12 protein-coding genes and 1 riboswitch are annotated in these 18,240 nt (G+C 60.2%); of the genes, 9 read left to right on the top strand and 3 right to left on the bottom strand.

The window, feature by feature from the left end; genetic code table 11:
- The first annotated feature begins 34 nt into the window (after positions 1–34).
- From BM079_RS14720 to BM079_RS14705, 4 genes are all read left to right on the top strand, one after another.
- Positions 35–1,156, top strand: coding sequence for an ABC transporter permease (locus tag BM079_RS14720; RefSeq protein WP_090135596.1), 1,122 nt, complete (start codon positions 35–37; stop codon positions 1,154–1,156).
- Between the two features lie 67 nt (positions 1,157–1,223).
- Positions 1,224–2,186 (top strand): D-ribose ABC transporter substrate-binding protein, encoded by a 963-nt coding sequence (locus BM079_RS14715; RefSeq protein ID WP_090135594.1) that lies wholly within the window; start codon positions 1,224–1,226, stop codon positions 2,184–2,186.
- Positions 2,187–2,515: 329 nt separating this feature from the next.
- The gene (locus tag BM079_RS14710; protein WP_090135592.1) at positions 2,516–3,625 is read left to right on the top strand and encodes an MDR/zinc-dependent alcohol dehydrogenase-like family protein; all 1,110 of its coding nucleotides are present in this window, start codon (positions 2,516–2,518) and stop codon (positions 3,623–3,625) included.
- Positions 3,626–3,713: 88 nt separating this feature from the next.
- Entirely contained in the window at positions 3,714–5,033 is a 1,320-nt protein-coding gene (locus tag BM079_RS14705; protein ID WP_090135589.1) for an MFS transporter, read from the top strand.
- Between the two features lie 39 nt (positions 5,034–5,072).
- On the opposite strand, the gene BM079_RS14700 is transcribed toward BM079_RS14705, so the two are convergent.
- Positions 5,073–6,077, bottom strand: coding sequence for a lactonase family protein (locus BM079_RS14700; RefSeq protein ID WP_090135587.1), 1,005 nt, complete (start codon positions 6,075–6,077; stop codon positions 5,073–5,075).
- Positions 6,078–6,416: 339 nt separating this feature from the next.
- Here BM079_RS14700 and metK point away from each other — a divergent pair, with 339 nt between their 5' ends.
- The 3 genes from metK to ahcY all read left to right on the top strand — a co-directional run bounded on the left by metK (position 6,417) and on the right by ahcY (position 10,673).
- Positions 6,417–7,637 (top strand): methionine adenosyltransferase, encoded by a 1,221-nt coding sequence (gene metK, locus BM079_RS14695; RefSeq protein WP_090135584.1) that lies wholly within the window; start codon positions 6,417–6,419, stop codon positions 7,635–7,637.
- A 130-nt stretch (positions 7,638–7,767) separates the two neighbouring features.
- Positions 7,768–9,033, top strand: a complete 1,266-nt coding sequence (locus BM079_RS14690) for a cation:proton antiporter (protein WP_090135581.1) — start codon at positions 7,768–7,770, stop codon at positions 9,031–9,033.
- Between the two features lie 140 nt (positions 9,034–9,173).
- A riboswitch (S-adenosyl-L-homocysteine riboswitch) is annotated at positions 9,174–9,255 on the top strand.
- A gap of 14 nt (positions 9,256–9,269) precedes the next feature.
- A complete protein-coding gene (gene ahcY / locus BM079_RS14685) occupies positions 9,270–10,673 on the top strand; it encodes an adenosylhomocysteinase (protein WP_090135577.1) in 1,404 nt (467 codons plus the stop codon).
- Between the two features lie 115 nt (positions 10,674–10,788).
- On the opposite strand, the gene polX is transcribed toward ahcY, so the two are convergent.
- Complete coding sequence (gene polX / locus BM079_RS14680) at positions 10,789–12,501, bottom strand: DNA polymerase/3'-5' exonuclease PolX (protein WP_217639709.1); 1,713 nt, start codon at positions 12,499–12,501, stop codon at positions 10,789–10,791.
- A 152-nt stretch (positions 12,502–12,653) separates the two neighbouring features.
- Positions 12,654–13,778: a glycerol dehydrogenase gene (locus BM079_RS14675; protein WP_090135575.1), complete on the bottom strand. Its 1,125-nt coding sequence runs from the start codon at positions 13,776–13,778 to the stop codon at positions 12,654–12,656.
- 174 nt (positions 13,779–13,952) lie between these two features.
- On the opposite strand from BM079_RS14675, the gene BM079_RS14670 reads away from it, so the two are divergent.
- Together BM079_RS14670 and fdnG are read left to right on the top strand one after the other, a co-directional pair.
- Complete coding sequence (locus tag BM079_RS14670) at positions 13,953–14,801, top strand: UDP-2,3-diacylglucosamine diphosphatase (RefSeq protein WP_245743102.1); 849 nt, start codon at positions 13,953–13,955, stop codon at positions 14,799–14,801.
- A gap of 353 nt (positions 14,802–15,154) precedes the next feature.
- A complete protein-coding gene (fdnG, locus tag BM079_RS14660) occupies positions 15,155–18,232 on the top strand; it encodes a formate dehydrogenase-N subunit alpha (protein WP_139215319.1) in 3,078 nt (1,025 codons plus the stop codon).
- Positions 18,233–18,240: the final 8 nt, after the last annotated feature.

The following is an 18,240-nucleotide window of genomic DNA, read 5'->3' as shown; positions in this document are numbered from 1 at the left end:
AGGCTGAAACACGTGTACAGCAGGGATCATCAACATGTCCGATGTTCAAGGAAATGCTTCATCCGACACCGCCGCCCGGTCATCTTCACGCTCGGCGCCACGTCGCGCCGGCGGGTTTGATCTGGGGCGCATGCTTCTGGAAGGGCGTGCCTTTTTTGCCCTGATTGCCATCATCATCATCTTTTCGATCCTCTCGCCGGTCTATTTCTCGACCAATAACTTTCTGACCATGTCGTCTCACGTGGCCATCTTCGGGCTGCTTTCGATCGGCATGCTGCTGGTCATCCTGACCGGCGGTATCGACCTGTCTGTAGGTTCGACCATGGGGCTTGCGGGCGTCATTGCAGGTTTTCTGATGCAGGGCGTGTCGCTGGATATGTTCGGCGTGACGCTCTATCCGCCGGTCTGGGCCGTGGTGATACTGACCTGCGTGGCCGGAGCGTTTGTGGGCATGATCAACGGCGTGCTGGTCTCGATCTTTCGAGTGCCGGCATTCGTGGCGACCCTGGGCACGCTCTACGTCGCGCGCGGCGTGGCGCTTTTGATGACCGACGGCCTGACCTACAACAATCTGGGCGGCAATCCCGAGTTCGGCAATACCGGTTTTGACTGGCTGGGCTTCAATCGCCTGTTCGGCGTGCCGGTAGGCGTGCTGATCTTTGCGGCGGTGGCGATTGCCTGCATGTTTGCGCTCAACCGGACGCCCTTCGGGCGCTGGGTCTATGCCACCGGCGGCAACGCGCGCGCCGCTGAGCTCTCCGGCGTTCCGGTCAAGCGGGTGCAGGTGTGGGTCTATGTGCTTTCCGGTGTCTGCGCCGCCATTGCAGGACTGGTGCTCTCCTCGCAGTTGACCTCGGCCGGGCCTACGGCCGGCACCACCTATGAGCTGACCGCGATTGCCGGGGTCGTCATCGGCGGCGCGGCGCTGACCGGCGGGCGCGGCAACGTGCGCGGCACGCTGCTGGGCGCCTTTGTTATCGGCTTTCTGTCCGATGGTCTGGTCATTATCGGGGTCTCTTCCTACTGGCAGACCGTTTTCATGGGCGCGGTCATCGTGCTGGCAGTGCTGTTGAACAGCATTCAGTACAAGCCTCGCAAAAAGCGTGCTCCAGATGCCGGGGAGAAGAAGGCGCCGGCATCCTCCGGAGCGGCGTAGGCCGGTCCGGATGGCATCGAAACGCCGGTTCGCCGGCACATCAACCGTCAAGGCAAGGAGAAGCATCATGTTGAGAAAAGGGAAGCGTCTTTTGGTGGCGGGGCTGGCCATCGGTGCCATGGTGTTCGGTGGCAGCGCGCTGGCTCAGGATCAGCAGAAGGGACTGATCTCGATCATCGTCAATGACACCTCCAATCCATACTGGCTGACGGAGGGTCAGATTGCCCGGGAGACCGCCGAGGAGATGGGCTACAGCGCCAACGTCAGCGCCCACAAGGGCGATACCAACGCTGAAAGCCGCCAGGTCGATACCGCGATTACCAACCAGGCGAAGGCCATCATCCTGGACCCGGCCAACGCTGATGGCTCGGTCGGCGCGGTCAAAAAGGCCGTCAATGCCGGCATTCCGGTCTTTATCGTCAATGCCGAGATCAACCAGCAGGGGCTGGCCAAGGCACAGCTGGTTTCCAACAACGCGCAGGGGGCAGCGCTGGGTGCCCAGCAGTGGATCGAGGCCGTGGGTGACAGCGCGCGTTACGTCGAGCTCAAGGGCGCACCTTCGGACAACAACGCCGCGACCCGCTCCAATGGCTACCAGACGGTATTGAGCCAGTATCCGGATCTCGAACTGGTCGCTTCTGACGTGGCCAACTGGGACCGCACTCAGGGCTACAACAAGACCCAGAGCATGCTGCAGGCCAATCCGGACATTCAGGGCGTGATCAGCGGTAACGACGAGATGGCGCTGGGCGCCATCGCAGCCCTGCGTGAGTCGGGCAAGCTCAAGGATGTCGTGGTCGGCGGTTTCGATGGCTCGCCGGATGCGGTCAAGGCGGTCAAGGCCGGTGACATGGCCTACACCGTTCTGCAGCCGGTGGCGGTGTTTTCAAAGCGCGCTGTGGAGCTGGCCGATCAGTTCATCCGTACCGGTGAGACCGGTCTGGATGGTGAAAAGCAGCTTTTCGACTGCCTGCTGATCACACCGGACAACGTTGATCAGGTAACGTCGCCCTTCGTGCTGGAACAATAAGCGCTCGGAGCGTCTCTCTGAAAGCATCGAAGCCGCCCGCCAGGGCGGCTTCTTTCGTTGGAGCGTGAGTGCAGATAGCGGCTTGTTCGCACTGTTCAAATGATCAATGATCGATCATTAAAAGATAATGTCAGGCCATCATGACCGGCCCAGACATTCGTCTAATAGGGTTTGAAAAAGGACTCCATGTTCAAGGGGATATAGCGCCTTGCGCTAAAGTATAAGGTCTGGAGGCGCGGCGTTTGATTGACCGGGTGCGGCCTGTGGCGTTATTTCATTTGTCCATGGCAGGAACAAATGATGTTTGCAGCCCGCTACGAGGTGATCACATGTCTGACACGCTGACGCAGGATAACGTTACCCAGCACGAGATTCCCAAAACCATGCATGCCGTGGTCGCTTACGGCCCCGGCGACTACCGCTATGAAGAAGTGCCGGTGCCGACGCTGGACAATGACCGCGAGATTCTGGTCAAGGTCGAGGGGTGTGGCATCTGTGCCGGTGATATCAAGTCCTTTGACGGGGCGCCGAGCTTCTGGGGCGATGAGTATCAGCCGGCCTATATCAAGGCGCCAATGATCCCGGGCCACGAGTTTATCGGTCGAGTGGTGAAGGTTGGCGATGCGGTCACCGACTACAAGCCCGGCGATCGCGTGATCTCCGAGCAGATCGTGCCCTGCTGGGAGTGCCGCTTCTGCGGACGCGGCCAGTACTGGATGTGCGAAAAGCACGATCTCTACGGCTTTCAGAACAACGTCAATGGCGGCATGGCCGAGTACATGAAGTTCACGAAAGAGGCCATCAATTACCACGTGCCCGAAGAGCTGCCGCTGGAGAAGGCGATTCTGATCGAGCCGTATGCCTGCTCGCTGCACGCCGTTCAGCGCGCCAAAATCGAGCTGGGTGATGTGGTGGTGCTCTCCGGGGCCGGCACGCTGGGGCTTGGCATGGTCGGGGCGGCCAAGAAGGCCGGCGCCGAAAAGCTGATCGTGCTTGATCTCTTTGATGATCGTCTGGAGCTGGCCAAAAAGTTTGGCGCCGACATGGTGCTCAACCCCAAAAATGACGACGTGGTGTCGATCATCAAGGAGATGACCGGCGGCTACGGCTGCGATGTCTATATCGAGGCCACCGGGCATCCGAAGTCGGTCGAACAGGGGCTGTCGATGATCCGAAAGCTCGGCCGCTTTGTCGAGTTCAGCGTGTTCAAGGACCCGGTCAGCGTTGACTGGAGCATCATCTCCGATCGCAAGGAGCTTGATGTGCTGGGCTCGCACCTCGGACCGTACTGCTATCCGCTGGTGATCGAGGGCATTAAAAACGGTGACTTCCCCACCGAGGGCGTCGTGACCCATCAGATGCCGCTGGAGAAGTTCGAGGAAGGCTTTGAGCTCATGACCAGCGGTGCGAAGTCGCTCAAGATCGTACTGGTCCCCTGAGTACACCTCACAAACAGCGCGGCGATAACGCCGCGCTGTTTTTTTATGCCTGCGTTTCGGATGAGCCATCGACACGGACGGGATAGTAATGACGACCAAAGCGGTTGCGGGCGAGGCCGGGGAAACCCGCCTTGACCGCGTGGGGATTCCCCACAGCCTGCGCTGGGGATTTCTCGGCGTTCTGATTTTCATGACCGGCAACGGTGTCGAGTCCAACTTCATTGCACCGCACATGAGTCATGCGCTCGGTGAGGCGGGAGCGCCTCTGGTGCCGACCATCATCGCCATGTACAGCTTGGCGGTACTGATCGCCTCCTATCTGTCCGGCGCACTGGCCGACCTGTTCGGTCCGCGGCGCGTCATGCTGCTGGGCTTTGGCGTCTGGATGGTGTTCGAGATTCTCTTTTTGCTGTCGCTGCGCATTGACTCGGTAACGCTGGTCTTTGTGAGTTACTTCTTTCGCGGCTTCGGCTTTCCGCTGTTTGCCTTTGCCTTTCTGGTCTGGATCAACGCAGTGGCACCGCGCAGTCGCAACGGCGCCGCGGTGGGCTGGTTCTACGTGATGTTTACCGGCGGGCTGCCGACGCTGGGCTCGCTGTTTGCGGTGATCGCCATCCCTGCCTTCGGCGGTGGCCATCTGGGCGAGACGGCCACCATGTGGGCGTCCATGGCGCTGGTGACGCTGGGCTTTGTGCTGGCCTGGTTCGGTGTGCGTGAGCCCACCGGGCGCCTGCGACTGGCGCCTGAAGGCGAGTCTGCAGCTGACGTCATGACCAGCGGTCTGCGCCTGACCTTTCGCGAGCCGCGCGTGGCGATGGGCTTTCTGGTCCGGCTGATCAATACCGCGCCGGAGTTCGGCATGTTCGTGATCCTGCCGGTCATCATTGCCGATGAGATGGGCTGGGGGCAGTCACGCTGGCTGTTGATGACCACGGTGATCTATGCCGGCAACATTTTGTTCAACGCTGCCTTTGGCACGCTGGGCGACAGATGGGGTTGGACGCGTACGGTGCGCTGGTTCGGCGTGGTGGGCTCTGCCGTGGGGCTCTTGCTGTGGTGGTACGTGCCGCACATGGTGCCGGCAGGTTCCGACTGGGGCTATGTGGCAACGCTGGCCGCCGGTACCGTGTTCGGCATCATGCTGGCGGGTTTCGTGCCCATGGGGGCGATCATGCCGGCGCTGGTGCCTGCCCACAAGGGCGCGGCGATGGCGATGTACACCACGGCGGCCGGCGGTGCCATTTTTCTGGGGACCGGTGTGGTGGCGCTCATGCAGCCGCTGGTCGGCAATACCGGGGTGGTCTGGACCTTTGTGGCCCTCTACGCCTGTGCCTTCGTGATGCTGCACTGGCTGAAGGTGGATCAAAGTGATGCCGCCGAGCAGCACGAGACCGGCACAGGGCGCTGACGAACAGCGACCGCAGGCGAGGCCTGCGGTCGCCAGTGTTCAGGCCATCTCGACCCAGTCGGGGGATTCGGCGACTTCGACGCGATCCCTGAACTCGAGTCGTCCTTCGTTGAGGTGATAGGCCGCCACGTGATGGGATTGCTGGCCGGCCACCAGCATGATCTGCCCGGTGGCATCCAGCGCGAACCCTCTGGGCTGGGTTTCGACCTCGAAGGCATCAACGCGCGCGAGCTGGCCGCTGTCGCTATCGACTTCAAACGAGGTGACCAGCGAGCTGCTGCGCTCGGAGGCGTAGAGATAGCGTTCTTCGGCATCGAGATGGATGTCCGCCGCCCAGAAGGTCTCTGCCGCCCCCTTGTCGATCACGACCCGCTGTCGCTCGGTCAGGCGCCGGCTGCTGCTGTCGTAATCAAACAGCGTGATGGAGCCATCCAGCTCGCCGAGCAGATAGAGCTGCGTCCCTTTCTTGTTGAAGATCAAATGCCTGGGGCCGGTGCCCTCAGGCAGGGTGACGTCACTCGTGTCGGAAAAGGGCGGCTGCGCCTCGATACTGGCGCAGTAGACCCGGTCACCGCCGAGGCTGGTAAACAGCAGGTTGCGCTCGTCCGGGTCGGGCAGAATGCAGTGCGCGTTGGGTTCGGTGGCCTGGCGCGCCTGCTCGCTTGCTACGCCGCCCTCTGGAGACGTTGCGTAGGCGGCCACCAGGTGATGATGGTAGGACGCCGAGTAGAGACGGGCCTCCCGCGTCGTGCAGGCCAGATAGGCCACGCTTTCTTCAATGGGAAAGCTCGATACCGGAGAAAGACGATGGCTGTCGGCATCAATGGCAAACGTGAAGATGCCCATCGGGGTGCCGCGACCGGCCGCATAAAGATAGCGTCGGTCCGGGCTCAGGCACAGCGGCATGGAGCCGCCGGCCTTTTCGAGGCCGGGCAGCATGACGCTTTCGATCAGCTCAAGATGCTCCTCGGCGTAGTGCACCAGACAGACCCGGCCGGCGCCGCCACAGCCGATATAGGCAAAAAGGGCGTGCGGTGATGACATGGTTTCACCTTTTTCTGAACGTGTAAGGGAAAAGGGGGACAGCCGTGTTCCCTTTATTCCAGTTCGTGATTGTAAGGGGCGCTGTCGTAAAAGGCGTCATCAACGATGGTCAGGTCGGGAAAAAGGGACGTGTCTTTTTCATGAGCGCTCTGCGTGGCGGTCTTGAAAACACTGCAGGGCAGCGGGTTAGGCACTTTGCTTTTACCGGGTGTAAACTTTTTGCCATGTGCCGATAGTATCGGTAGCCACAGCCATGACAGGACAACTGCTGCGTGCAGTGTGGCCTGACCCCTTATATTTCCTGCTCAGCAATGAGCGTCAAAAGGATCCAGAGTCTTCATGAGCGAATACTCCCTGTTTACCTCCGAATCCGTCTCCGAAGGCCATCCCGACAAGATCGCCGATCAGATTTCCGATGCCGTGCTTGATGCCCTGATTGCCCGGGACAAGCAGGCGCGCGTGGCATGTGAGACGCTGGTCAAGACGGGAGTGGCGATCGTGGCCGGCGAAATTACCACCAGCGCCTGGGTGGATCTGGAAGATCTGGTGCGCCGTGTGATCTCGGACATCGGCTACACCTCCTCCGAAGTCGGCTTTGATGGCGCCACCTGCGGCGTGCTCAATCTGATCGGCAAGCAGAGCGTCGATATTGCCCAAGGCGTGGACCGCTCCAAACCCGAGGATCAGGGCGCGGGTGACCAGGGCCTGATGTTTGGCTATGCCACCAACGAGACGCCGTCCTATATGCCGGCGCCGATCCACTACTCACATCGTCTGGTCGAGCGTCAGTCTCAACTGCGCCGTAACGGCACGCTGGGCTGGCTGCGTCCGGATGCCAAAAGCCAGGTGACCTTCCGCTACGGCGAGGATGGCAAGCCGGTCTCGGTAGACGCGGTGGTGCTGTCGACCCAGCATGATGAGAGCATCTCGCAGGAGGAGCTACGCTACGCCGTCGAGGAGCTGATCATCCGTGATGTGCTGCCAGCCGAGTGGATCACCGAGTCGACCCGCTTTCACATCAATCCGACCGGCAAGTTCGTGATTGGCGGTCCGGTCGGCGACTGCGGCCTGACCGGGCGCAAGATCATTGTCGATACCTACGGCGGCATGGCCCGTCACGGCGGTGGCGCCTTCTCCGGCAAGGACCCGTCCAAGGTGGATCGCAGCGCCGCCTACGCCGGGCGCTATGTGGCCAAGAACGTGGTGGCCTCCGGCATCGCCGACAAGTGCGAGATCCAGATCTCCTACGCCATCGGCGTGGCCCAGCCGACGTCGGTATCGATCAACACCTTCGGGACCGGCAGAATCAGCGATGACAAGATCATCGAGCTGGTGCGCGAACACTTTGACCTGCGTCCCCATGCGATCACCCGCATGCTGGACCTGCTCCATCCGATGTATCAGCTCACTGCCTCCTACGGCCATTTCGGCCGTGAACCGTTCGAGCACACCTACACCTGGCGTGACGTCAGCGGTAAGGAGCAGACCGAAACCTTTACTGCCTTCCCCTGGGAGAAAACGGACCGTGCCGAGGCGCTTCGCGACGCGGCCGGGCTGTAATTTCCGCGGCTGACATGGCGGTATTGGATCAGGGCCCACGCTTGCGTGGGCTTTTTTATGGCCCAGGATTGGCTATCCTCATGAGCCTTTCTGCCCTGAACAGGCCGATTTCTCGACCGAGCACGCTGTTATGCTGAATATTGCTGCCCTTTTCATCACGATTACCGCGTTGTTTTCGTGGTTCAACTACCGTTTTGTTCGCCTGCCCGCCACCATCGGCGTGATGGTGATTGCCCTGGTGATGTCGCTGGCGCTGATTGCGCTGGATCATCTGGGGTTTACCTATGTCACCGATCTCACCGAGCAGTGGCTCGGCAGTATCAATTTCAATGCGCTTTTAATGGACGGCATGCTGTCGTTTCTGCTGTTTGCCGGTGCCCTGCATGTGGATATCGACAAGCTCAGGCGCTATCGCTATTCGATCGGCTTTCTGGCCTCGGTGGGTGTGGTGGTGTCCACACTGGCCATCGGCAGCGCTGCCTGGTGGCTTTTCAATACCTTCAATATCGAGGTGCCGTATCTCTACTGCCTGGTGTTTGGTGCGCTGATCTCACCGACCGACCCGATCGCGGTGCTGGGTATCATGCAAAGTGCCGGTGCGCCGGAGGACATGGAGATCAAGATCGTCGGCGAGTCGCTGTTCAACGACGGCGTGGCGGTGGTGGTCTTTACCCTGCTGGCAGGCGCGGCCACGGCCGGCGAGCAGCTCACGGCGACGCACTCGCTGATGCTCTTTGGTGAAGAGGCCGGCGGTGGTCTGCTGCTGGGACTGATCGTGGGGTACATCGCCTATCAGATGATGAAAAGCATCGATCAGTATCAGGTCGAGGTGTTGATCAGTCTGGCGCTGGTGCTGGGCGGCTATGCGCTGGCCACCTGGCTTGAGGTCTCGGGGCCGATCGCGATGGTCATTGCGGGGCTTTTCATCGGCAATCGCGGCCGCGAACATGCAATGTCGGAAAACACCCGGCGCTATGTGGACGGCTTCTGGGAGCTGATCGATGAAATTCTCAACGCCGTACTGTTTGTTCTGATCGGGCTGGAGCTTTTGCTGATCCCCTTCGAGAGCAGCTATCTGCTGGTGGCAGGCCCCCTGATCCTGATCATTCTGGCAGTGCGTCTGACCACTATCGGCCTGCCCATGATGGCGATGCGTCGCTGGGTCGATTATCGCCGCGGCACGACCCGGGTACTGACGTGGGGCGGACTGCGCGGCGGCATCTCGGTGGCGCTGGCGCTGGGCCTGCCGGAAAGCGAGTATCGTGAGCCGATCGTGATGATCACCTACATCATCGTGCTGTTTTCCATCCTGGTGCAGGGACTGACCATCGGAAAGCTGGTCGGGCATGTGGTGCCGGGGATCGACAAGTCTTCCAGTGAATCGACCCATCACTGATGGTGTCTCGCGTTTCGCCTTGAGCTGCCGATAACATGAGCGAAGCTGGCGGCTCTGGTGTCCAGTGTTGACCATTCAAGGTGCCAGCCCGCTATAATTTGTCTCAGCATTTTGCCTCACGCCCTTGTGAGGCGTCATGTCCACTCGAGGGGCGCTGCAGCAGGGAAGTGATCCCTGCGAGGCTCGAGCTGGATACCCCGGATTCAACGGCGCCCGCTACCTGCCAGGAGTATTTCATGGCTACTGCCGAAAACGCCGTTCAACAGGACTACAGGGTTGCCGATATCGGTCTGGCCGACTGGGGCCGCCGCGAAATCCGCATCGCCGAGACCGAAATGCCGGCGCTGATGAAGATTCGCGCCAAGTATCGCGATCAGCAGCCGCTCAAGGGCGCCCGCATTGCTGGCTGCATCCACATGACGATTCAGACGGCGGTCCTGATCGAAACGCTGATCGAGCTGGGGGCCAGCGTCCGCTGGTCCTCGTGCAACATCTTCTCGACCCAGGATCAGGCCGCCGCGGCGATTGCCGCCGCCGGGACGCCGGTTTTTGCCTGGAAGGGCGAGACCGAAGAGGAGTTCTGGTGGTGCATCCAGCAGACCATCGAAGGCCCGGACGGCTGGCGCCCGAACATGGTGCTCGACGATGGCGGCGATCTGACCCTGATGCTCCACGATGATCACCCGGAGCTTCTGGATGCCATCCACGGCATCAGCGAAGAGACCACGACCGGCGTGCATCGTCTGGTCGAAATGATGCGCAAGGGCACGCTGCGCGTCCCGGCCATCAACGTCAATGACTCGGTCACCAAGTCGAAAAACGACAACAAGTATGGCTGCCGCCACTCGCTGTCGGACGCCATCAAACGCGGTCTTGACCACCTGCTCTCCGGCAAGCAGGCGCTGGTGATCGGCTACGGCGATGTGGGCAAGGGCTCTGCGGCCGGTCTGCGTAATGAGGGCATGATCGTCAAGGTCAGCGAAGTCGATCCTATCTGCGCCATGCAGGCCTGCATGGATGGCTATGAGGTCGTCTCGCCCTACGTCGACGGCATCAACGACGAGTCCGGCAGCAACCTCAACACGGCCATGCTGGGCAGGATCGACGTGCTGGTGACCACCACCGGCAACATCAACGTCTGCGACGCCGGCATGCTGGGCGCGATCAAAAAGGGCGCGGTGGTCTGCAACATCGGTCACTTCGACAACGAGATCGATACAGCCTGGATGCGCAAGCACTGGGCCTGGGAAGAGATCAAGCCGCAGGTCCACAAGATCTATCGCGATGGTACACCGGGCAGCTTCGATGCCAGCAGCGACGACTATCTGCTGCTGCTCTCCGAAGGCCGTCTGGTCAACCTGGGCAATGCGACCGGCCATCCGTCGCGCGTCATGGACGGCTCCTTCGCCGACCAGGTGCTGGCACAGATTCACCTGTTCGAGCGCCGATTTGCCGATATCCCGGTCGCCGAGCGTCCGGCCGTGACTGTGGAAGTGCTGCCCAAGCAGCTCGATGAGGAAGTCGCTCGCTACATGGTCGAAGGTTTTGGGGGGATGCTCACCAAAATGACGCTGAAGCAGGCCGAATACCTGGGCGTGCCGCAGGAAGGCCCGTACAAGCCGCACGAGTATCGCTACTGATTCTTTTTTGTGATCCATCGACGCCGCCCCGGCCGGGGCGGCGTTTTTGTTGGTCTGTCGAGTAATGAAAATGCCGCGGTATCCTCGGTGAGGTCACCGGGGGCTACTGGAGACGTTAGCGTTGCATCAGCTTTTTGAGCTGGGTGACGGTTCGGGTATTGAGCACATCCTTTCGTTCCAGCCAGCCGCTGCGGGCCTGGGTGACGCCGACGGTCATGTGACCCAGCTGGCCGGTGGCGTGGGCATCGGTATTGATTGCAAGGGCCACGCCGATATCGCGTGCCATGCATACCCAGTGATCGGTGAGGTCGAGCCGGGCGGGCTGGGCGTTGATCTCGAGAAAGACGCCGCGCGCTCTGGCGCCGTGCAGTACAGCCTCGATATCGACGTCATATCCTTCACGACCGTTGATGATACGCCCGGTCGGGTGGGCCAGAATATTGACGTGCGGATTGTCCATGGCGCGCAGGATGCGCTCGGTCTGTTTCTCGCGTGACAGGTTGAACTTCGAATGTACCGAGAATACGCAGACATCGAGTTCTGCAAGCACGTCATCGGGCAGATCCAGCGTACCGTCTTCCAGAATATCGACCTCGTTGCCCTTTAACACGGTAAAGTTCTTCAGTCGGCCATTGAGTGCGTCGATCTCGGCCATCTGTTCACGCAGGCGCCTGGCATCCAGCCCGTTGGCCATCGCCAGACGCTGTGAATGGTCGGTAATGGCAATATAGCGATAGCCGCGCTTTCTGGCGGCGTGCACCATTTTCTCGAGGCTTGCCTGGCCATCAGAAGCCGTGGTGTGCATATGCAGGTCACCGCGAATGTCATCAAGGGTGACAAGCTCGGGTAGGGTACCCTCAAGAGCAGCCTCGATTTCGCCGCGGTTTTCCCGCAGTTCGGGCGCTATCCAGGGCAGGTCGATTTTTGCCAGAACCTCTTCTTCGGTGCGGCCTGCCAGCTGTTGTTTCCCCTTGTAGATGCCGTACTCGTTGATCCTGAGTCCTCGGCCGGTGGCCATTTTACGGGTGGCAATGTTGTGGGCCTGCGAGCCGGTAAAATAGTAAAGCGCGGCGCCAAAACTCTCATCGGCCACCACGCGGACATCCACCTGCAGACCCGAATGGAGATAAATGGTGGATTTTGTCTTGCCGTGAGCAACAATCTCGGCTATCTCCGGATAGTTCATCAGGTGGGCCATGATGGCCGGGCCATCATCGCTGCTGACCAGAATGTCGAGATCGCCGATCGTCTCCAGACCTCGGCGCAGGCTGCCGGCCACACTGAGTCGCTGGACTCCGTCGGCGCGCTCAAGCCATTTGATCAGCTCCTCGGCGGCCTGAAGGGCCTCATCGATGCGCGTACGTGGCAGGGCATCGTCCAGGCGCTCGGCCTCCCTGAGAATGCCGGCTTCGGTCTTTTGCCCAAAGCCCTCGAGCGCGCTGATCCGGCCTTCCCGAGCCGCTTCCTTGAGGGCTTCGAGGCTGTCGATGCCCAGCGCGTCATGAAGCTGGCGTATACGTCGCGGTCCCAGCTGACTGACCCGCATCAGCTGTAACAGTCCGGAGGGCAGCCGCTTCTCGGTCTCTTCAAGCACTGCAAGATGCCCGGTGGTGATCAGTTCGGTGATCTTTTCGGCCAGGTCGCGGCCGATGCCGGACAGCTCGGTCAGTGCCTCATCATTGGCCACCATCTTCTGCAGGGGGCGGGAGTGTGACTCAATGGACTGTGCGGCGCTTCGATAGGCGCGAACGCGAAAGGCATTGGCACCTTCAATGTCCAGAAGGGTCGCCAGGCGTTCAAGCGTGCGGGCAATGTCGGCGTTTTGCATGGGGCTCGGCTTCCGATCCGGCCACATCAAGGGAATCAACACTGCTGTCAGCATAGCGAGGCCGCCATCCTTTTTCGTCTGTCAAAAGCGGTATCGGCTGGCGGTGGGCACGAAAAAGGGCCGCGGTGCGGCCCTTTTCTGTCAGAAGACGGTTATTCCCAGCCGAGCTTTTCCATATAGGCGCGCGCATGGACGTCGACCGCCTTGATGGCGTACACGACCTGATCCGGGGTGAGCGAATAGGCCAGATTGTGAATCGACTCTCCTTGCTTGAGCGCGGCTTCAGCCACGCGGTAGAGGTCTTCATCGCTGACGTCCTTGAGCTTGAGGGCTTCAAGCGTCACCGGCAGCCCCAGAGCGAGGTAGAGATCCAGATACTCTTCCAGCTCGGCCTGGGGCGTCTGATCCAGAATCAGCTGCGCCACGGTGCCGTAGGCGACCTTTTCACCGTGGGTGAGCTCGTGAATCTCGCCGTGCAGGGCGGTAAAGCCGTTGTGGATGGCATGGGCACCGGCCAGTCCACCGCTTTCAAAACCCAGTCCGCTCAAAAGCGTGTTGGCTTCGACCACGGCTTCGAAGGCGGGGGTCACGACCTGCGCTTCGTTGGCCTGCCAGGCCAGCAGGGCGTGATCAAACAGGACTTCCTCGCACTTCTCGCCGATGGTCTGACCGAGAATCGTGGCCTGGCCGCCGGCCATGTTGGTGGCGCTGGCGCGAATGGCGGCGCGCGCCTCGACCCAGGTGGCCAGCGCATCGGCAATACCGGAAGCCAGAAAGCGTGGCGGTGCCTTGACGATAATGGCGGTGTCGACCAGCACCAGGTTGGGGTTCTTCTCGTAGAAGCGATAGGACTCGAATTCGCCTTCATCGCTGTAAATGACCGACAGCGCGCTGGTCGGGGCATCCGTCGAGGCAGTGGTGGGCAGCACGGCGCAGGCGGCATTGAGTCTGTCGGCCACGCCCTTGGCGGTGTCCAGCGTCTTGCCGCCGCCAAAACCAATGACCACGTCGGCCTTGAGCATTTCGCCCTGTTTGACCAGCCGGTCGATTTCGCCAGTAGAGGATTCCCCTTCAAAAAGCGCGTGTTCAAAGCGGATATTGCTGTTCTCGAGACTGTCGCTCAGCGTCTTTCCAGCCATCTTCCAGACGAAGTCGTCAGCAATGACCAGTGCCTGCTGACCCAGCTTTGACACATAGTGGCCAGCACGGGAGAGCGTGTTGGCGCCCTGAACATAGCGGGCGGGGCTGATAAAGACTTTCTCGTTGGGAGCAGACATCGAAGGTCTCCTTTGGAGGGGAATTTATGCTGTCCTGCCCTGACAGCATAGCCAGTTCAAAAGACACCGGAATGCGGCAATTCGACGTAGCCTGATGTTATGTCGATAATTGAGGGTTCTGACTCAAATGTTCGGCTGATGCCGGTGGGCGTTGTCAAGAATGTCCGGAGGATCATGATGGCCATGAGGCCCAACGTACGCACCCTGTTTGTCTCTGACCTTCATCTGGGAACGCCCGATGCGCAGGCCACCCTGCTGCTTCATCTGATGCAGCAGGTGCGTCCGGAGCGGCTGTATCTGGTCGGCGATGTCTTTGATCTGATTGCCATGAAGCGTCGGGCCATCTCGGTACTGGATGCTCACCAGCAGCGGCTGGTTCGCCACATCCTGCGGCTGGCCCGGACCGGTTGCGAGGTGATTTATATCCCGGGCAATCACGATGCCGCCTTTCGAACCTTCTGTGGCGAAACCTTTCGTAGCGTCGAAGTGCGTCGCGATGCCATTCATGTCACAAAAGATGGTCGGCGGTTGCTGGTCAGCCATGGCGACGAGTTTGATGGCCATTTCAAGGCGCCAAAATGGAAGCTGGTTGTCGGAGAGATGGCGCTGCACACCATGCGTCGCACCAATCGCTGGACGGTTCAGGCGCGTCGTCGCATGAACCGTCCGTACTGGTCGCTGTCAGCCGCGCTCAAGCGTCGCTCGAGCAACGTCAAGCACTTCGCCGGCGCCTTTCGTCAGTCGGCACTGGCGCGCGTGCGGCGTGAAGAAGTGGATGGCTACATCGGAGGCCACATCCACATCCCGTTTTTTGGCGAGTGTGAAGGCTTTGTGTACTGCAACGACGGTGACTGGGTCGAAAACTGTACGGCGCTGGTCGAGGAGTTTGACGGTCGATTGCGTCTGGTCGACTGGCAAAACAGGACGCTGGTGGATGATCCTCGACCGCCGTCCGGCCATCGCGAAAAAACCGAAACAGAGGACTGGCTGGCGGATGAGGCAGAGGATTCGACGTCCAGTTAAAATAAAATTAACGTCACGACCGGCGTAACCGCATGAATCCCATCGGGTTTTAAAAGTGCTTGAAAATTATGGCGTTTACTTTTGAAACCCGATGATGACAAAACGTACAATGTCGCTGAAAATCACCCTGTGCGGCATTTTGTCTCCGTGACGCCCACCGCACGACCATTTCCCTATCCCTTCTTTTTGCATCGCCTGATAAAAAACATCCCAACCATGGGAAGTATTAATAATCGGTGAAGCCATGCCGATAAACAGTGACTGGTGATATCGCGCCTACGGGCCGATGTTCAAGCATGACGCCTGCCCGCCCTGACAGCTTTTAAATCGGCAGGCGATGAGGAGATTGACCCATGACGGTTAATGTAACCCGAAGACAGTTCTTCAAGCTGGGGGCGGCAGGCGTGGCCTCTTCCAGCATGGCGATGATGGGGTTTGCCCCTGAATCTGCCGAAGCGTCCGTACGTCAGTTCAAGCTGACGCACGCCAGGGAAACCCGTAACAACTGTACCTACTGCTCGGTCGGTTGCGGCATCCTGATCTACAGCCATGGCGATGGTTCCAAAAACGTTCGCCAGGAGATCTTTCACATCGAGGGCGATCCGGACCATCCGGTATCACGTGGCTCCCTGTGTCCGAAGGGCTCCGGACTGCTGGATTTTGTGCGCAGCGAGACGCGTCTCGAGTATCCACAGGTGCGCGCCCCGGGTTCCAGCGAGTGGAAGCGTGTCAGCTGGGACGAGGCGCTTGACAGGATCGCGCGTCATATCAAAAAAGATCGCGATGCCAACTTCGTCGAGCGTGACGAGACCGGCAGGACGGTCAATCACTGGACGACTTCCGGATTTCTGGCGGCGTCAGGGGCTTCCAACGAAGCCGGCTACATCACCCACAAGGTGGTGCGTAATCTTGGCATGGTAGCGTTCGACAACCAGGCGCGCGTCTGACACGGACCGACGGTGGCAGGTCTTGCCCCAACATTCGGTCGCGGTGCGATGACCAATCACTGGGTCGACATCCGCAATGCCAATCTGATTCTTTCGATGGGCGGCAACTCTGCCGAGGCTCACCCCGTGGGTTTCCGCTGGGTTACCGAGGCCATCGAACACAACAAGGCCAAGCTGATCTGCATTGATCCGCGCTACACGCGTACCTGTGCAGTGGCGGACTACAAGGCCTTTATCCGTACCGGAACCGACATCACGTTTTTGGGCGGTCTGATCCATTATTTGATCACGACCAATCAGATCCAGCGTGAATATGTCCTTCACTACACCGATGCCTCGCTTCTGGTGCGTGAAGACTATGGTTTTGAAGACGGTATCTTCACCGGCTACAACCCCGACAAGAAAGCCTACGACGACAAGTCGTCCTGGATGTATGAGCTGGGCGATGACGGCTACGCCGTGCGCGACATGTCGCTTCAGCACCCGAGATGCGTCTATCAGCTGATGCGCGAGCACTACAGCCGCTATGACATCGATACGGTATCGAGCATCTGTGGCATGCCCAGAGAGCACATCGAGCACATCTGGTCGGAAATTGGCAAGATGGCCGTGCCGCATCAGACCATGACCATTCTCTATGCACTGGGCTGGACGCAGCACTCCATCGGCTCGCAGATCATCCGTACCGCGGCCATGGTGCAGCTGCTGCTGGGCAACATGGGGATGCCGGGGGGGGGCGTCAACGCCCTGCGTGGTCACTCCAATATCCAGGGGCTGACCGACCTGGGGCTGCTCTCCCAGCTGCTGCCGGGCTATATGACCCTGGCCAACGCGAGTGAGCAGGACTACAGCGCCTACATCAAAAAGCGTGCCAAGCAGCCGATTCTGGAAGGCGAGGTCTCGTACTGGAAAAACTACGAGAAATTCCATGTCAGCCTGATGAAGTCCTGGTTCGGCGATGCCGCGACCCAGGAGAACAACTGGTGCTTTGACTGGCTGCCCAAGCTCTCCAGGCCGCTCTATGACGTGCTCGATACTTTTGAGCGCATGCACAAGGGTGAGATCAACGGCTACTTCTGTCAGGGCTTCAATCCGCTGGCATCGTTCCCCAACCGCCAGAAGGTCACTGAAGGCCTGTCCCGGCTGAAGTATCTGGTTGTCATGGACCCGCTGAATACCGAGACCAGCGAGTTCTGGAAGAATTACGGCGAATACAACGATGTGGACTCTTCACAGATCCAGACCGAAGTCATTCGTCTGCCGACGACCTGCTTTGCCGAGGATGACGGCTCGATCGTCAACAGTGCCCGCTGGCTTCAGTGGCACTGGGCCGCCGCGCCCGGGCCGGGTGAGGCGCGTCCTGATACGCGCATCATGGGGGAGCTGTTCATCCGGTTGCGCGACCTCTACCGCCAGGAGGGTGGCGCTTTCCCGGATCCGATCCTGAATCTGGACTGGGATTACGACATTCCTGAAGCGCCTTCCTCGGAAGAGCTGGCGCAGGAGTACAACGGGCGTGCGCTGGTCGATCTGACCGACGACAACGGCAACGTGACTCGACGCGCGGGCGAGCTGCTGTCCGGTTTCTCCGAGATGACGGCGGATGGGCGCACCGCGTCAGGCTGTTGGATATTTTCCGGGGCCTGGACCCAGGACGGCAACCAGATGGCGCGGCGTGACAACTCCGACCCGTACGGTACCGGCAATACGCTGGGCTGGGCCTGGGCATGGCCGGCCAACCGTCGCGTGCTCTACAACCGTGCCAGTGCCGATACGCAGGGCCGGCCCTGGGGTCGCGAGAAGGCGTTCGTCTGGTGGAGCAGCGAGCAGGGTCGCTGGGTCGGTGCCGATATCCCGGACTTCCCGGTCACCTCCGATCCGGCGCGTGGACAGGGCCCGTTTATCATGCAACCGGAAGGCGTCGGGCATTTCTTCGCCGGACAGAGCATGGTGGATGGTCCGTTCCCTGAACACTACGAACCGTTCGAATCGCCGATCGATAACAACCCGCTGCATCCGAACAATCCGCTGGCGAAAAACAATCCGGCAGGCCGTATCTATGAGGAGGATCGCAAGGCACTGGGCACGCGTGAAGAGTTCCCGCATGCGGCCACAACCTATCGTCTGACCGAGCATTTCCACTTCTGGACCAAGCATGCGCGTCTCAACGCCGTGGTGCAGCCGGAACAGTTCGTGGAAATCAGTCATCAGCTTGCCGATGAAATCGGCGTGGCAGCGGGTGACTGGGTGCGGGTGTCCTCCAATCGCGGCTTTATCAAGGCCGTGGCGGTGGTGACCAAACGCATGCAGCCGCTGCGCATCGGCGACCGTGACGTGCATCACGTGGGTATTCCGATCCACTGGGGCTTCACCGGCGTGGCGAAAAAGGGCTATCTGATCAATGCCCTGACGCCTGTCGTGGGTGATGCCAATACCCAGACACCGGAATACAAGTCATTCATCGTCAAGGTCGAAAAGGCATAGGGGAGGGC

The sequence above is a fragment of the Kushneria avicenniae genome (genome assembly GCF_900112585.1).
GTDB classification, from domain to species: Bacteria; Pseudomonadota; Gammaproteobacteria; order Pseudomonadales; family Halomonadaceae; genus Kushneria; species Kushneria avicenniae.
The sequence above is the reverse complement of the archived record's forward strand: the minus strand, read 5'-3'. Positions and strand labels throughout refer to the sequence as shown.

What these genes read in the sequence shown, in the direction of transcription:
- BM079_RS14720 (WP_090135596.1), top strand. Translation starts at nt 35, where the DNA reads ATGTCCGATGTTCAAGGAAATGCTTCATCCGACACCGCCGCCCGGTCA.
- BM079_RS14715 (WP_090135594.1), top strand. Translation starts at nt 1,224, where the DNA reads ATGTTGAGAAAAGGGAAGCGTCTTTTGGTGGCGGGGCTGGCCATCGGT.
- BM079_RS14710 (WP_090135592.1), top strand. Translation starts at nt 2,516, where the DNA reads ATGTCTGACACGCTGACGCAGGATAACGTTACCCAGCACGAGATTCCC.
- BM079_RS14705 (WP_090135589.1), top strand. Translation starts at nt 3,714, where the DNA reads ATGACGACCAAAGCGGTTGCGGGCGAGGCCGGGGAAACCCGCCTTGAC.
- BM079_RS14700 (WP_090135587.1), bottom strand. Translation starts at nt 6,077, where the DNA reads ATGTCATCACCGCACGCCCTTTTTGCCTATATCGGCTGTGGCGGCGCC.
- metK (WP_090135584.1), top strand. Translation starts at nt 6,417, where the DNA reads ATGAGCGAATACTCCCTGTTTACCTCCGAATCCGTCTCCGAAGGCCAT.
- BM079_RS14690 (WP_090135581.1), top strand. Translation starts at nt 7,768, where the DNA reads ATGCTGAATATTGCTGCCCTTTTCATCACGATTACCGCGTTGTTTTCG.
- ahcY (WP_090135577.1), top strand. Translation starts at nt 9,270, where the DNA reads ATGGCTACTGCCGAAAACGCCGTTCAACAGGACTACAGGGTTGCCGAT.
- polX (WP_217639709.1), bottom strand. Translation starts at nt 12,501, where the DNA reads ATGCAAAACGCCGACATTGCCCGCACGCTTGAACGCCTGGCGACCCTT.
- BM079_RS14675 (WP_090135575.1), bottom strand. Translation starts at nt 13,778, where the DNA reads ATGTCTGCTCCCAACGAGAAAGTCTTTATCAGCCCCGCCCGCTATGTT.
- BM079_RS14670 (WP_245743102.1), top strand. Translation starts at nt 13,953, where the DNA reads ATGATGGCCATGAGGCCCAACGTACGCACCCTGTTTGTCTCTGACCTT.